Below are 14,495 nucleotides of genomic sequence, written 5' to 3'. Positions count from 1 at the left end.
CGTGAAACAGCTCGCTAATGCGTTAACTCCCCTGACGTTAATCGTCCGTTAGGTCGAAACGTTAGAAACCCCACTTCAAGCTTTGCTAAGTGGGGGAGTGTTCATATAATAAAAAGAAAGGGAGTGCAAACGTATATATGAACAAATGGATCTTACTTATAATCGTATTATTACCTCCGCTATACATCCTTTATATGACCTTTCGAATGAACAAAGTTACTCGTGAAAAGTTGAGCTATCACTCTCCGTACGTTCTTATACTGGGTGCAAAGTTATTTGGAGATAGACCGTCTTTATCTCTTCAAAATCGTTTGGATGTAGCGTTGGAGTATGTATTTTCCCATCCTGAAGCGAAAGTAATTGTTTCAGGTGGTCAAGGAGAAGATGAAGATATACCGGAAGCTCACAGCATGAGAAACTATTTAATGGTACACGGTATAGATGAGAGTCGTATTTTAATAGAAGATCAATCTACAAATACGTATGAAAACTTAAAGTTTAGTATGGATTTATATAATGTGAAACATGCAGTAGTTGTCAGTAATACGTATCATTTATATCGAACGAAAATAATTGCAAAGCGTTTAGGTATGAAGATGGAGGCACTAGCTGCTGAAACACCAATTCGTTCTAAGAGAAAAATGTATGTTCGCGAATATGCTGCTATTATGAAAACAATATTGTTCGACCGTTAGAGCTCAAATGTGAGCTCTTTTTTAATTTAAAAGCGTATCATTTGAAATGAAGTCCATCTTCCATCAAAATAAAGGAAACAACAATAAAGGAGTTGTGTTTGTGATTCAGTTTAATCATGTGTCAAAATCGTATGAAGATGGCACAAAAGCAGTGGATTCATTGCATTTAGAAATTAAAAAGGGAGAAATTTTTGTTCTCATCGGTCCGAGTGGTTGCGGGAAAACAACGACAATGAAGATGATTAATCGTTTAATTGAAACGAGTGAAGGATCGATTTTAATCGATGGAAAAAATATTCAACAATATAATATAAACGAATTACGTTGGGATATAGGATACGTATTGCAACAGATTGCGTTGTTTCCTCATATGACAATCGCTGAAAATATTGCAGTTGTTCCTGAAATGAGAAACTGGAGTAAAAAGGAAATAAAAGCACGTGTCGATGACTTGTTACATATGGTTGGATTAGATCCGGATATATATCGAGATCGTATGCCTGATGAGTTGTCAGGAGGGCAAAAACAACGTGTCGGTGTCGTGCGAGCATTAGCCGCAAACCCGAAAATCGTTCTTATGGATGAACCATTTAGTGCGTTAGATCCGTTAAGTAGGGAACAGCTTCAGAAGGATATTGTACAGTTGCAAAAAAAGATTCAAAAAACAATCGTGTTCGTAACACATGATATGCAAGAAGCATTATCACTTGGAGATCGCATTTGTATTATGAAAGAAGGAAAAGTTGTTCAACTCGATACACCAGAAGGAATTATACATAATCCGAAAAATGAATTTGTAGAGGAGTTCATTGGAAATCGTGGACGAACTTGGTATGAGGGGAAAAGTGTAGCAGATGTATTGCCGCTTGACGAAAGTATGCAAGTAGAAGGGCAGGCACTATCATTACATTCTTCTTTACAAGAAGCGCTAGTTCGTGTGCGTGCTGAGGAGGTCGTTCCAGTTGAAGAAAACGGTCAATATATTGGAGCGTTAACAAGTCGTCATATTGTCAATTACATTGTTGAACAAATGAAGGAAAGAGGCTAAACAGTGACTGATTTTATACAAACGTTCCAAGAGCGAAAAATAGAATTACTAACTGCATTAAGTGAGCATTTACAAATATCGCTTATTTCATTATTTTTTGCAGTAATTATAGCGGTGCCACTTGGCATTTTATTAACGAGAAAAGAGCGAATGGCTGAATTTATAATAGGAACTTCTGCAGTTATGCAGACAGTGCCATCACTTGCATTACTCGGACTATTAATTCCGTTAGTAGGAATCGGAAAACTTCCAGCGATTATCGCATTAGTTGTGTATGCACTATTACCTATTTTACGAAATACATATACAGGAATAAGGGAATTAGATGAATCTCTAATAGAAGCAGCGAGAGCTATGGGGATGAATAGCTGGAGAAGGTTATGGAAGGTAGAGCTTCCTCTTGCCTTGCCTATCATTATGGCCGGCATTCGTACAGCGATGGTATTAATTGTTGGAACGGCTACATTAGCGGCGCTCATTGGTGCTGGTGGGCTCGGTAAGCTTATATTATTAGGTATAGATCGAAATGATCATGCACTTATCATTTTAGGAGCCGTACCAGCCGCGTTACTCGCTTTATTCTTTGATATAGTACTTCGCATACTTGAACGACCGAAACGCTCTTCTAAGCGTGTTATATTGACGATATGCATAATTGTAATAATGAGTGCTGCGCCATTTCTTTGGAATACACAAAAGAAAGACATAGTTATTGCTGGCAAACTTGGAGCAGAGCCAGAAATTTTAATTCAAATGTACAAGCAACTTATTGAACAGGATACAGATTTACAAGTAGAATTAAAACCAGGCCTTGGAAAAACACCTTTTGTATTTGAAGCGTTGAAATCGGGGGAAGTAGATATATACCCAGAATTTTCAGGAACAGCATTATCTACTTTTGTGAAAGAAGAACCAAAGAGTACAAATCGTGATGAAGTATATGAGCAGGCTCGCGTTGGAATGGAAAAAAAATATAATATGGTTATGTTGAAGCCAATGGAGTATAACAATACATATGCACTAGCTATGCCGAAAAAAATAGCAGATCAAAATAATATAAATACAATTTCTGATTTAGGAAATATTGCACAAAATGCTAAAGTAGGATTTACATTAGAGTTTGCTGATCGTGAAGACGGTTATAAAGGAATGCAAAAATTATATAACTATAAGTTCTCGAATGTTAAAACGATGGAGCCGAAGCTGCGTTATAGCGCAATTCAATCTGGAGATGTTAATGTAATCGATGCATATTCAACAGATAGTGAATTGGAGCAATACGGACTAAAAGTGCTAAAAGATGATAAAGGGTTATTCCCACCTTATCAAGGAGCACCATTATTAAGAAAAGAAACGTTACAGAAATATCCTGAACTTGAAAAGGTATTAAATAAATTATCTGGAAAGATTACAGATGAAGAAATGCGAAAAATGAATTATGAAGTTAACGTAAATGGTAAAAGCAGTGAAGAAGTCGCAAAACAATTTTTACAAAAAGAGAAATTACTTCGTTAAATTTACAAGAAATATACAAATTTATATGTTTGAAATGACCGTTCATTACAAAATGAACGGTTTTTTTGTGCATACTTATACATTTTTTCAAAAAAGTATTCCATTTTTGTTCATTTTCTTTTAGAATAAGTAATGTTTTCCTGAAAAAATATAAGAGAAACGTCTATTAGAGAAAAAGGTGACTTTAATAGTTGAACGAACATAACACCTAGAATGACAGATGGGGTGGTACAAATAGAAAAGAAATTAGGATTCTTTCCATTAATCGCATTAGTAGTTGGAACGATGGTTGGTGGCGGTGTTTTTAGTTTACCGCATGATTTAGCAGTAGGAGCAAACAGTGGCGCAATAATAATTGGCTGGTGTATTACAGCGATGGGAATGATTCCACTTGCGCTCGTATATCAAACGTTAGCAAGGCAAAAACCGGAACTTGAAGGTGGAATTTATAGTTATGCACGTGCTGGTTTCGGTGAATATATTGGATTTAATAGTGCTTGGGGATATTGGCTAGCAGGAATCTTAGGTAATGTCGCAACAATTATGTTACTGTTTAGTACATTAGGTTATTTCTTTCCAATTTTCAAAGGAGGAAATAATGTTGCGTCAATCGTTGGGGCGTCACTTTTATTATGGACACTTCATTTTCTAATTTTATTTGGAATTCGTGAAGCTTCTATTATGAATGTTATTGCAACAATAGGGAAGTTAGTTCCAATCGTACTATTTATCGTTGTAATGGTAACAGCCTTTCGCTGGGACACATTTACACATGATTTTTGGGGAGAAGGAACAATCTCAGTTTCCGCTATACTTGGTCAAGTGAAAAATACAATGCTTGTAACACTTTGGGTTTTCATTGGAGTTGAAGGAGCGGTTGTATTATCTGGAAGAGCGAAAAATAGCCGAGACGTTGGTAAGGCAACAGTAATGGGGCTTATCTTAGTAATGTCCATTTATATTTTAATTTCTGTCCTGTCAATGGGAGCGATGACAAGAGGCGAACTCTCTGTGTTAGAAACTCCATCAATGGGACATGTATTAGAACATGTTGTTGGTCCATGGGGTGCAATTGCGATTAACATCGGGTTAGTTGCTTCACTTGTTGGTACATTAATTGGCTGGTTTTTACTTGTTTCTGAAATTTCTCATGTAGCAGGAAAAGATGGCGTATTTCCGAAAGTCTTTACGAAAACAAATAAAAAGCAAACACCGCATATGGCATTATGGATTTCAAATTGTGTTGCCCAAATTATATTTATCATCGTTCTGTTTTCAGAATCAACATATCAAATTATGTATTTCATTGCATCAACATCAATTTTAATACCATATTTATTATCAGCGTTATTCCAATTTAAATTAGTCCTTACAAACGAACTAAAAGACGCTAAATTCAAAAACGGCTCGCTGGCTTTAATTGCCTCTATTTACTCTGTATGGCTTCTTTATGCAGCTGGTTTAAAGAATTTACTACTCGTTTCAATTGTGTATGGAATCGGGATTATTGTTTACACGTTTGCAAGAAAAGAAAAAGGGAACCGTTGTTTTGCAGGTGCAGAGAGATATGTGATGTGGTTCATTGTTCTTGCGGCTTGTATATCACTTTATATGTTATTAACTGGAAATATAAAAATGTAAAAAGTCCTTTTCATTTAAAGGGCTTTTTTCTTTGTTTAGAGAATATTTAATACATAAGATATTCAGGAGGGATGAAAATGGAAGAAAAAGAACAGTTGTCTAGAATAATTGATTTAGCTAGTGAGTTAAGGAAAGTACTAGTGCAAGAATCTTTTTTTAATCATCATCCTGAACTGAGAGGAGTAATTGAAAATTTAGCGAGTTCTGTTGAAAATTTGGCAGAATTACAAACAAGTAAAGATGAAAACGCTGAAGATCGATTACGATATGTGTTAGCTAAAATGAAAATTGCTCATAATGCTATTTTACAAGAGAAAAAAGCATTTCCTTCTCATTAAAATACGCTGTATCCAATAAAAGTTTGATTGTTATGGGATACTAGTTAAAAGGGGATGGACAAAATCCTCTCTAATTAAAGTTTCACTTTATTTGTAACCTGGCGGATAACGTCAGGTTTTTTATTTCTAGTTTTTCGTTTCTTTCATACACTAAGAATAGTATGAAAAAAGAAGGTGACTAAGGTGAAATTACATAAAGCTCTTCAGCCAAGTTTTATAAAACGAATGTACTATATGAGATTTTTAGGGAGATTTACAAAAGCTGAGAAAGAGAAGAGTGGAGAGAATTTCTTTGTACAATGCTTATCGCCAATACCATTCACTTTACAAGAACAATTTGCAAATGAGCCGTATGTATTTGAAGGGTTATGTAGCAATAAAAAGAATGAAAAAATTTTTTCGGAATTAAAGAAGAGGAAATTAGAAAAACAATTAGTGATGTTTCGTCTTTATTATGAAAGAGGAAATATATACGTGGAGTTAATATGTACAGAAGAACCGAAAGAAATAGCAAGCAGCTATAAAATGATCCCAGCACCTAAAGTTACAAATCATAAAAAAAGAGAATCGTTAGAACGAAAACTTAGCAACGGTTATTTATCATTCCTAATGCCTAAATTTCCGAAGGACTTTGAGCCTCCTGAATTTTTGTGGCACGATGGAAGGTTATATGGAAATATATCCTTAAAGTCATCCATTAGTTCGATCGCATATTTTGAACAGAATAGAGAATGTAAATATATAAACTGTAGTGACTGGACGAAGTATGTAGAAATAGCGGTAGAAGATCAATTGTATTTTGTAAGTGATCATGTGTATGAACAATTAAAAAAGCGAATGCATGAAGAAGGTAAGTTAGTTGAAGTAGAGGATATAAAAGTGCAAAAAGATGAATGGGAATGGGATGAGCGTGAATCGTCTTTTTTACAGTATGTACAAAGTATGGTGCGTAATAAAGGGCTATATTTGGATGAAACGGATATTTATAATTTCCATATAAGTGTAAAAACAAATATGTTAACGATTCTTGGTGGTATACCGGGCGTTGGGAAGTCACGTTTTGTGCAAACTTATGCAGAAGCATTAGGATTACAGTATGGAGAAGAGTTGGTTTGGATTCCAATTTCGCCATCATACCAAGAACCACATGATTTACTTGGTTACCTTCATCCAAATGGTACTTTTATTGAAAGTGAAACGAAGTTAGTTAGGACGTTAATGAAGGCGAAAGAAAATCAAAATCAACTGTATATAATCGTTTTTGATGAAATGAACATGTCTCATATTGAGCATTGGTTTACTCCATTTCTATCTGTTCTTCAACTTGAAACAAAAAATCGTATTTTAAACTTATATGAGGGTGCTCAGGAAACAGAGAATTCAATTCCATCAACAATTGAAATTGGAGAAAATATTATATTTGTAGGTACTGTGAATTTTGATGAAACAACGAAAGAGCTCTCCGATCGATTATTAGACCGAACGAATTTAATAACTTTACAAAAAATCCCTTTTTGTGAGATGGCCATGGAACAGGAGAAAGTTGTATTACACCCACCTTTGAAAGTAACAGCGGGAGAATTTCGGATAAATTGGATTAGAAATAAAGCGATGATTGAAGTGTTTTCTGAAGAAGAATTAGAGCTATTAGATAAGTTGCATGTCGTATTGTCATCACATGATGCGTCTAAGGGAATTTCTTTCCGATGTGCAAATGCAATTGCGACTTATTTGCAAAATATCCCGTTTCAAAATAACCATACCTATATGATTAGTAGAGAAGAGGGGTTTGACTTACAAATAAAGCAGCGTGTATTGACGAAAATTAGAGGGACTGAAATGATGGTTGGGTCTTTACTTTCTGAAGAAGCAAAAAGGGGAGCGACCTTAGTACCTCTTTTGCAATCTGCACTTGCAAACAGAGTATCTACATTTGAACACTCTTTAGCATATATACGAGAAAAACGTAGGGAACTGGAGTTGTATGGATATGCAAAATGAGGGGCGTTACGAAACAAAAATCGTTGATACGAATGAAACGCTCCCTTTTGTATTAAAGTTAATCATTGGAAATGAGGGGAAAGGAGATTATATTTTATTAAATCGTCTTTGTACATCTACTACAGCATTAGTCCAATGTATTTATAAAGTACAAGAATTAAAACCAATTAGATTGCAGTACAATTATGAAATTCCAATGAATATTACTTTTATATGGAATAAAGTATATGAGGGGCAGAAGAACATAAAAGAGGCCCAATATGAAATAAATGAAAAAAAACAAAGAGTATTAATATACGAACATGGGAAAACGGAATTCTTTTATCCGTGGCGCTGTGGTTTATATCATTTTGAGGTGCGTATAGAAGATACAACGTATTATGGCGCTTTTCAAATCGTACCGAAAAACTTTTTTGATGATCAATTTGAAATGATTCAAAACTATGTGAAGTCAATTTTAAATGAGTTGATTTTGGATAGAGGTTATTATAAAAAGACTTTCTCTGCACTTAGCGATATTGAGGATTCTTCTTATTTAGTGTTGCTTAGAAAGTTACCCCAAAAAATGAAAATGATAAAGCAAATCTTTAAGAAAATAGAATCAAGCTCAAAATTTATAAATGAATATAAATGGGAAGGAAAAGAGCGAAAGCCAACAAGAAAAGGAACCATAGTGGCAGAAAGAAAACCTTATGCAAAACATTATAATCGTAAGTTTATGGAACAAAAAAATAGTAAAGAAAATGCATTTCTTAAATATAAAGCGATGCAATTTTATCATTATTTACTTGAAGCACAAAGTTTTTTACGTCAAACAATTGAAATATTAGAAAGAGAAAAAAAGAAAAAATCAGAAGAGTTTCAAGCCGTAAAAACGATTATACAAACAATTGAGCGTAATGGATCAGTAACCGATAGAGAGAAGCAAAAATATAAAAATATACATTTGCTAAAAGAAGCTGATTTACGAAAGAGCTCAATGAAAATACAAGAATATAAAATATTGGCGCATATTGTGCATGAAAATGTACAATACTTTCAAATTTTAATGCACTCTTCGTTTTGGAGGGAAGTTACTGAAACAAGTAACATGAACTTACATGATTTACCGATACCACATCAACAATTACTACATCATTTAGAAGTACTCCCGCAATATACGGATCAATCTCCATCGCTATTATTTGTTTATAAGCCAACGTTTTTAGTGTATGAATATTACGCTTTTTTTATCGTTATTTCAATGTTAGAGCAAATTGGTTTTGAGGCTTGCAATTCCATTCGTGAACAAATACAAGAACATTTTTATGTAGATGGATTACAAGATGGAACGACAGTAGTGTTACAACGAGATGATATAAAGATGCATGTCGCATTTAATGACTTAATTGAAACACATCCTCTTATTGCATTAAGTAAAGGGAGTAATTTTTACAATGGTGAGGATACGAAGAAGCCGGATATTCGCATAGACTGTTATGTAAAGGAAGACGGGAAATACGTATATAAATCATCTATTATTATTGAAGTGAAGTATAGCCCAATGTACAATATTTTTCAGCACGTCGGAAATACGAAAGCAACTGAACAAATGTATAAGTACTGGTCTATAAAGTATGTAGAAGAACAGGATGGAAAGCGAGTCTATTATCGAAGGTCAATTCATGAAGTCATTTGTGTATATCCAGGAAGCCATATGCATAGTAAAAAAATTGAGTCTGGATGCGGTGTTTTCTTGCAGTTATATCCATATAAGACGAAACAAGGGGAAGAGAAATTAGCTGGAAAACATGGGATGGTACAAATTTTTGAAAAGTGGTTAAAAAGCGTTAAGAAGTAAAAGAAATCCTTTTTCATAAAGGATTTTTTTAGATTAAGAAGAATTATATGCTGTATGGAAAGAAACATAATGTGATGTAGATTTAAAAAGTGATACAAATGTGTTATTTAAAAGGAATGTGTGCGCGGGATAAAAGTTGATTAAATTGGAATCTAATTCAGTTTGCAGAATATAATAAGTCATAAATATTTTTAGTTGCATACGAAGATTTGTTCTTATATGATAGATAGTGAAAGCGTTATCAAAAACAGAGCGGCGATGGGAAAGGCGGTTAAATATGTTCCAGCGTGTTCAAACAAAGGAAGAACATTTTGGATTCGAGCAACTATGGGGAGATTTTTGTGAAGAAAGAAACTTAATGTTCGTAGAACGCAATTTAAATCCATCACGATTTTTATTAATAGAAGATGAAAATCCTATTGGTACAGTAGAATGTATTAAGTATACGGTACCCGAGCAATCGAATTCTGAGTTTTTCTATCCGTTTTCTAAAAATGATTTAGTAAAAGATTTAAAAAATGTGTATGAAATAGGCAAGTTAAGTATTGCGAAAACGTCTCGTGGGAGAGGACATTTCAAAAGGCTAACAGCTATTTTATTTATACATGCGTTAGAAACAAAAGCTGAATGGTACATTGCAGCAGTTACAAAAAGAATGTATATGTATTTACTGACACTCGGTTTTCCAATTGAACCGATTGATCGTCCATTTGAGTTTCATGATACTTTACAAGGTGTACCAGTGCGAATTCATGCTCGAAAAGGGGCTACACATTTGTATTCTTTAAAAGAATTTCGTGATGTGATTCAAGGGAATGCACATGCACAGGCTTTAATTGCAGAATACAGTAAAAATATTATGTTAACGAAATAAAGAGAAGTGAATATGTATAATAAAGAGAATAATATTTTTATAGGATATAATGCTTCATTAAAAACGACCCTTATTATTTTAATAAGGGTCTAAAAATTATAATCCAAATATACTAAAAATCATTTTACGGCGCTTCGGTTTCTTTTCTCGTTCATATGTTGGTTTTGAATCAGGAGTAATATAAATTGGTTCTTCTTTCTTGAGGGCAGCTTCTAACTTTTGAATTCGCTCTAACATTTCCTCCATTTCACGACGGTGTTGTAAAAGTTGGTACGTGACGACATCGTTTGCCTTATCTTGCATTTGTTCTTCCATTCGATCTAGTCTTCTCGTAATAGTGTTTAATTGATCAGCTAATTGCTCAAAATCATTCGATGATATGTTTTGAACAATTGTATGAACTTGAGTTTTTAATTCTTCAACATCATTTGAGGAAGTCTTTTGAGTAGATTGAGAATTTTGAGACTGCTCTATTTGAAAACGATGGTGTTCTAACATTTGATCGACATCATCTTGTGTGAAAATAAAGTGGCCATATTTATTTTTTCCTATCGTAAGATTTAATTGTTGCGCGATCCGGACAACTGCCTTTGGGCTAACACCTAATTTTTTTGCGATAAATGGTGTTTTATATTCCAAAATAATCCCTCCTATATATATCCTGTTGAATGATTTCGATCTATGAAGTAAGTTCCCTTCTAGTGTGACAAAAGAAGTGTGGAATCGGCAAAGAAAGTGTTTTTTCACGAGATTAAGTTGAGAAGAATAGTGCGTGTAAATAAACGTGTTTTATCGTAACATTTAGAATAATTTGACGAGTGTAAATGAATTAGATTATCATAATGATAAATATCTTTTTTATGTATGCATATAATATATAAAAAGGTGGTTGCTAATGTAGAATTATGTGAGAGTATTAGAATGCTTACTTCACTTGAATAAAATTAAGTAGGAGGTGGCTTCCTTGCTTACAATGTAAGTAAGGAAAAGTATTTGGACATATATAGTATAAGTATAGTGATTGTTTTAATTGCCTTAACGGCATTTTTCGTTGCAGCAGAATTTGCAATTGTTAAAGTGAGAAGTTCACGAATTGACTATTTAATTGCAGAAGGAAATAATCGTGCAACATCGGTCAAAACAGTCATTACAAACTTAGACGAATATTTATCTGCTTGTCAGCTAGGAATTACTGTTACAGCTCTAGGAATTGGGTGGTTCGGTAAACCTGCATTAAAGCAAATGTTTGATACGTTTTTTGCAAATTGGAATATCTCTACTCAACTAGGAGACATTTTTGCTGTAATTTTAGTATTTTTGTTAATTACTTTTTTACACGTTGTAATAGGGGAACTAGCTCCAAAAACATTTGCAATTCAAAAATCTGAACAAGTGAGTTTGGTTGTTTCTAAGCCGTTAATTTTCTTTTATCGTATTGCATTCCCATTCATTTGGCTATTAAATGGTTCAGCTCGAATTATTACGAAGTTGCTAGGGCTGAAACCGCCGAAAGGGCATGATGAGGTTCATTCAGAAGAAGAATTACGGTTGTTAGTTTCAGAAAGTTATAAAAATGGTGAGATTAATCAATCTGAATATAAATATGTAAATAAAATTTTTGAATTTGATGATCGGATTGCAAAAGAAATAATGGTACCTCGAACGGAGATGCACATTATAAGTAAAGAAATGCCTGCGGAAGAAGCTCTTCAAAAAATGTCTCAGGAAAAATATACGAGATATCCAGTTGTTGATGGTGACAAAGATCACGTAATAGGTTTTGTAAACTTTAAAGACATTTTCACAGATTTTGTGCAGCATAAAGCCGTTAGTAAAAAGAAAGTAGAGCAATATATGAGACCAATTATTTTAGTTATTGACTCTATTCCAATTCATGATTTGTTTTTAAAAATGCAAAAAGAAAGAACACATATTGCTATATTGATAGATGAATATGGTGGTACATCTGGACTTGTTACTGTTGAAGATATTTTAGAAGAAATTGTTGGAGATATTCAAGATGAGTTTGATACGGATGAACAGCCAGAAATTCAACAAGTTAGTGAAACGAAGACGATACTAGAGGGGAAAGTACTTGTTAGTGAAGTGAATACGTTGTTTGGCTTAGCGATTGATGATGATGGTGTTGATACAATTGGTGGTTGGATTTTAACGAAGAATATAGAGATTGCTGAAGAGGATTCCATTGAAATTGACAATTATAAGTTTTGTGTGAAAGAATTAGACGGACGCTATATTAAAAGATTAGAAGTTACAAAGGCAGTAGAATCAATTATTATTTTAGAAGATGAAAAACAAATTTCGTTACAAGAGCAAATTAGTTCGTAGACTCTGCTATATGGCAGAGTTTTTTTGAGCATAATGTTTTTTGAGGGATAGGGGCTATGTTACAATGAAATAAGTCAGACCTTTCACTAGGTGAAGTATTTTGCATACATATATTTGGAAGGGGAAGAAGTATGAAAAAACATTTATATATAAATGGAGATTGGAAATCAGTAAACACGTATAAACCATTATATGCACCATATTCTGAAGAAACGTTAGCGGAAATTGCACAAGGAACGGAAGAGGATGTTCAAGAGGCTGTCAATTCAGCAAAAAATGCAATGAAAGAAATGAATAAATTAACTGCATATGATCGAGCAACTATTTTAGAAAAGGTTGCGCAAAAGATGGATGAAAAAAGAGAGGAATTTGCAGAGATTATTGCAAAAGAGGCTGCAAAGCCAATACGTGCTGCAAGGGGAGAAGTAGATCGTACCGTTCAAACATACAAATTTGCAGCTGAAGAAGCGAAGCGTATATATGGTGAGACATTGCCATTAGACGCCGCACCTGGTGCCGATGGACGTATTGCATATACAATACGAAAATCGATTGGAGTTATAGGGGCTATTACACCATTTAATTTCCCATTAAATTTAGTAGCGCATAAAGTTGGCCCTGCCATTGCTGCTGGAAATACAGTTGTGTTAAAGCCGGCTGATCAAACGCCATTATCGTCTTATGCATTAGTTGAGTTATTTGAAGAGGCAGGATTGCCAAAAGGAGCTTTAAATATTATATCTGGTCCAGGCTCAACTGTCGGTGAGGCAATTGTTAAAAATGATAATGTTGCTTCTGTTACTTTTACTGGAAGTCCGAAAGTTGGAATTGGAATAAAGCAAAAGGCTGGGTTGAAACGAGTTACGTTAGAACTAGGATCAAATGCTGCTGTTATTATTGATGAAGATATAGAGTTAACAGATGAACTAATTGAACGTGTAAAATGGGGAGCATTTGTTAATAATGGGCAAGTTTGTATTTCAGTACAACGTGTTTTTGTACATGAAAAGAAAATGCATGAATTTCTTTCGAAGTTAAAGAAAGCGATGGAATCAGTTGTTGTTGGTGATCCACTGCTTGAGGAAACGGATGTATCAGCTTTAATTTCGAAAAAAGATGTAGAGCGAATTGATAAGTGGGTTCAAGAAGCAATCACGGAAGGAGCAACTGTTTTACATGGTGGTAAGAAGCGGGATGCAAGAATTTTTGAACCGACTGTATTAACAAATGTTCCAGAGTATGTATCTGTACAGTGCCAAGAGGTATTCGGTCCACTAATGACAGTAAATACATTTAAAGAATTTGAAGAAGCGATTGAACAAGTAAATAATTCACGTTACGGCTTACAGGCAGGAGTATTTACAAATAATTTATTTAAGGCGATGCGCGCAATTGATGAGTTAGAGGTTGGTGGTGTCATGATTAATGATATCCCAACATTTAGAGTAGATCATATGCCATATGGCGGTGTGAAAGAAAGTGGTACGGGGCGTGAAGGAATTAAATATGCAATAGAAGAAATGACAGAAATGAAATTAGTATGTATTAAAAAATAAAGTAGAAAGAACTTAAACTTTGCACGAAAAAACGAGTAGGAAATGTTTACGATTCCATACTCGATTTTTCGTGCTTTTTTACGCTGGTAGTAACTATTTAATTAAGTGTAACTTTTACTTCATTTCTTGTTTGAAAATATTATCTTCTACATAAATTTGTTCTTTATCTACAGCGGTAGTATGAGTTAATACTAAACCGATTGGTGTTTCTGTATCTTTATTTTGAACAATTGTAAAAGGAACATTTTTTTCGTTTGCTAATTTAATGTATTTTGATAAATGTGGGTAAGCAATGCCACCATTTAGGAGGAGTTGTAATGATTGAGAAGAGCGCATGCTACCCGCCACTTCAGAGTATACATTACTTTGCATTACTTGACCGATTGTTAAAGCGACTTCTACACGCTCCCGTAATGTAGTTAAATACATATTACGTTCTTCTGGTTTGTTTTGCTTTTGGCCATAAATGCCTTCTTGGAGATAATCTTCCACATTTTTATTTACCATATTTTTCACACCTTTCATTTTCTATTGTACGCAAGAATTAAAAATGATGCAAAAAAAAGTCATTTTGACTACGGAAATAATGAAAATATGTGAAGGAAAAAGGGGATTTGAATACAAATAATTAAATAAGA

The 14,495-nt window shown here is 34.0% G+C and carries 12 protein-coding genes; 10 read left to right on the top strand and 2 right to left on the bottom strand.

Features of this window, described 5'->3' with window-relative positions; translation table 11 throughout:
- Positions 1-137 precede the first annotated feature (137 nt).
- The 8 genes from COK05_RS06675 to COK05_RS06640 all read left to right on the top strand — a co-directional run bounded on the left by COK05_RS06675 (position 138) and on the right by COK05_RS06640 (position 9,952).
- Positions 138-695, top strand: a complete 558-nt coding sequence (locus tag COK05_RS06675) for a YdcF family protein (RefSeq protein ID WP_098611954.1) — start codon at positions 138-140, stop codon at positions 693-695.
- Between the two features lie 100 nt (positions 696-795).
- Entirely contained in the window at positions 796-1,743 is a 948-nt protein-coding gene (locus COK05_RS06670) for an ABC transporter ATP-binding protein (RefSeq protein ID WP_098611953.1), read from the top strand.
- Positions 1,744-1,746: 3 nt separating this feature from the next.
- The gene (locus tag COK05_RS06665; protein ID WP_098611952.1) at positions 1,747-3,258 is read left to right on the top strand and encodes an ABC transporter permease/substrate-binding protein; all 1,512 of its coding nucleotides are present in this window, start codon (positions 1,747-1,749) and stop codon (positions 3,256-3,258) included.
- Between the two features lie 213 nt (positions 3,259-3,471).
- Positions 3,472-4,899 (top strand): basic amino acid/polyamine antiporter, encoded by a 1,428-nt coding sequence (locus COK05_RS06660; protein ID WP_098611951.1) that lies wholly within the window; start codon positions 3,472-3,474, stop codon positions 4,897-4,899.
- A gap of 77 nt (positions 4,900-4,976) precedes the next feature.
- Positions 4,977-5,237: a hypothetical protein gene (locus COK05_RS06655; protein ID WP_000391449.1), complete on the top strand. Its 261-nt coding sequence runs from the start codon at positions 4,977-4,979 to the stop codon at positions 5,235-5,237.
- Positions 5,238-5,420: 183 nt separating this feature from the next.
- Positions 5,421-7,238: an AAA family ATPase gene (locus tag COK05_RS06650; protein WP_141538920.1), complete on the top strand. Its 1,818-nt coding sequence runs from the start codon at positions 5,421-5,423 to the stop codon at positions 7,236-7,238.
- The gene (locus COK05_RS06645; RefSeq protein ID WP_098611959.1) at positions 7,228-9,078 is read left to right on the top strand and encodes a hypothetical protein; all 1,851 of its coding nucleotides are present in this window, start codon (positions 7,228-7,230) and stop codon (positions 9,076-9,078) included. Before COK05_RS06650 ends, COK05_RS06645 begins: the two co-directional genes overlap by 11 nt.
- 277 nt (positions 9,079-9,355) lie before the next feature.
- Positions 9,356-9,952, top strand: a complete 597-nt coding sequence (locus COK05_RS06640) for a hypothetical protein (protein WP_098611949.1) — start codon at positions 9,356-9,358, stop codon at positions 9,950-9,952.
- 96 nt (positions 9,953-10,048) lie between these two features.
- On the opposite strand, the gene racA is transcribed toward COK05_RS06640, so the two are convergent.
- Positions 10,049-10,591, bottom strand: a complete 543-nt coding sequence (gene racA / locus COK05_RS06635) for a chromosome-anchoring protein RacA (protein ID WP_098611948.1) — start codon at positions 10,589-10,591, stop codon at positions 10,049-10,051.
- A gap of 354 nt (positions 10,592-10,945) precedes the next feature.
- Here racA and COK05_RS06630 point away from each other — a divergent pair, with 354 nt between their 5' ends.
- Both COK05_RS06630 and COK05_RS06625 read left to right on the top strand, forming a co-directional pair.
- A complete protein-coding gene (locus COK05_RS06630) occupies positions 10,946-12,301 on the top strand; it encodes a hemolysin family protein (RefSeq protein ID WP_098611947.1) in 1,356 nt (451 codons plus the stop codon).
- A gap of 131 nt (positions 12,302-12,432) precedes the next feature.
- Positions 12,433-13,857 carry an aldehyde dehydrogenase family protein gene (locus COK05_RS06625; RefSeq protein ID WP_098611946.1) on the top strand — a complete coding sequence of 475 codons (1,425 nt, stop codon included), beginning with the start codon at positions 12,433-12,435 and terminating at the stop codon, positions 13,855-13,857.
- 114 nt (positions 13,858-13,971) lie between these two features.
- On the opposite strand, the gene COK05_RS06620 is transcribed toward COK05_RS06625, so the two are convergent.
- Positions 13,972-14,364: a YueI family protein gene (locus COK05_RS06620; RefSeq protein ID WP_098611945.1), complete on the bottom strand. Its 393-nt coding sequence runs from the start codon at positions 14,362-14,364 to the stop codon at positions 13,972-13,974.
- Positions 14,365-14,495 lie beyond the last annotated feature (131 nt).

The sequence above is a fragment of the Bacillus cereus genome (assembly GCF_002567495.1).
GTDB lineage: Bacteria > Bacillota > Bacilli > Bacillales > Bacillaceae_G > Bacillus_A > Bacillus_A cereus_AQ.
Note: the sequence above shows the minus strand (reverse complement) of the source record. Positions and strands in the feature narration are given on the sequence as shown.

Excerpts from the sequence above, each read along its gene's own strand:
- COK05_RS06620 (WP_098611945.1), bottom strand. The coding sequence starts at position 14,364 with ATGGTAAATAAAAATGTGGAAGATTATCTCCAAGAAGGCATTTATGGC.
- COK05_RS06655 (WP_000391449.1), top strand. The coding sequence starts at position 4,977 with ATGGAAGAAAAAGAACAGTTGTCTAGAATAATTGATTTAGCTAGTGAG.
- COK05_RS06675 (WP_098611954.1), top strand. The coding sequence starts at position 138 with ATGAACAAATGGATCTTACTTATAATCGTATTATTACCTCCGCTATAC.
- COK05_RS06645 (WP_098611959.1), top strand. The coding sequence starts at position 7,228 with ATGCAAAATGAGGGGCGTTACGAAACAAAAATCGTTGATACGAATGAA.
- COK05_RS06660 (WP_098611951.1), top strand. The coding sequence starts at position 3,472 with ATGACAGATGGGGTGGTACAAATAGAAAAGAAATTAGGATTCTTTCCA.
- COK05_RS06640 (WP_098611949.1), top strand. The coding sequence starts at position 9,356 with ATGTTCCAGCGTGTTCAAACAAAGGAAGAACATTTTGGATTCGAGCAA.
- COK05_RS06625 (WP_098611946.1), top strand. The coding sequence starts at position 12,433 with ATGAAAAAACATTTATATATAAATGGAGATTGGAAATCAGTAAACACG.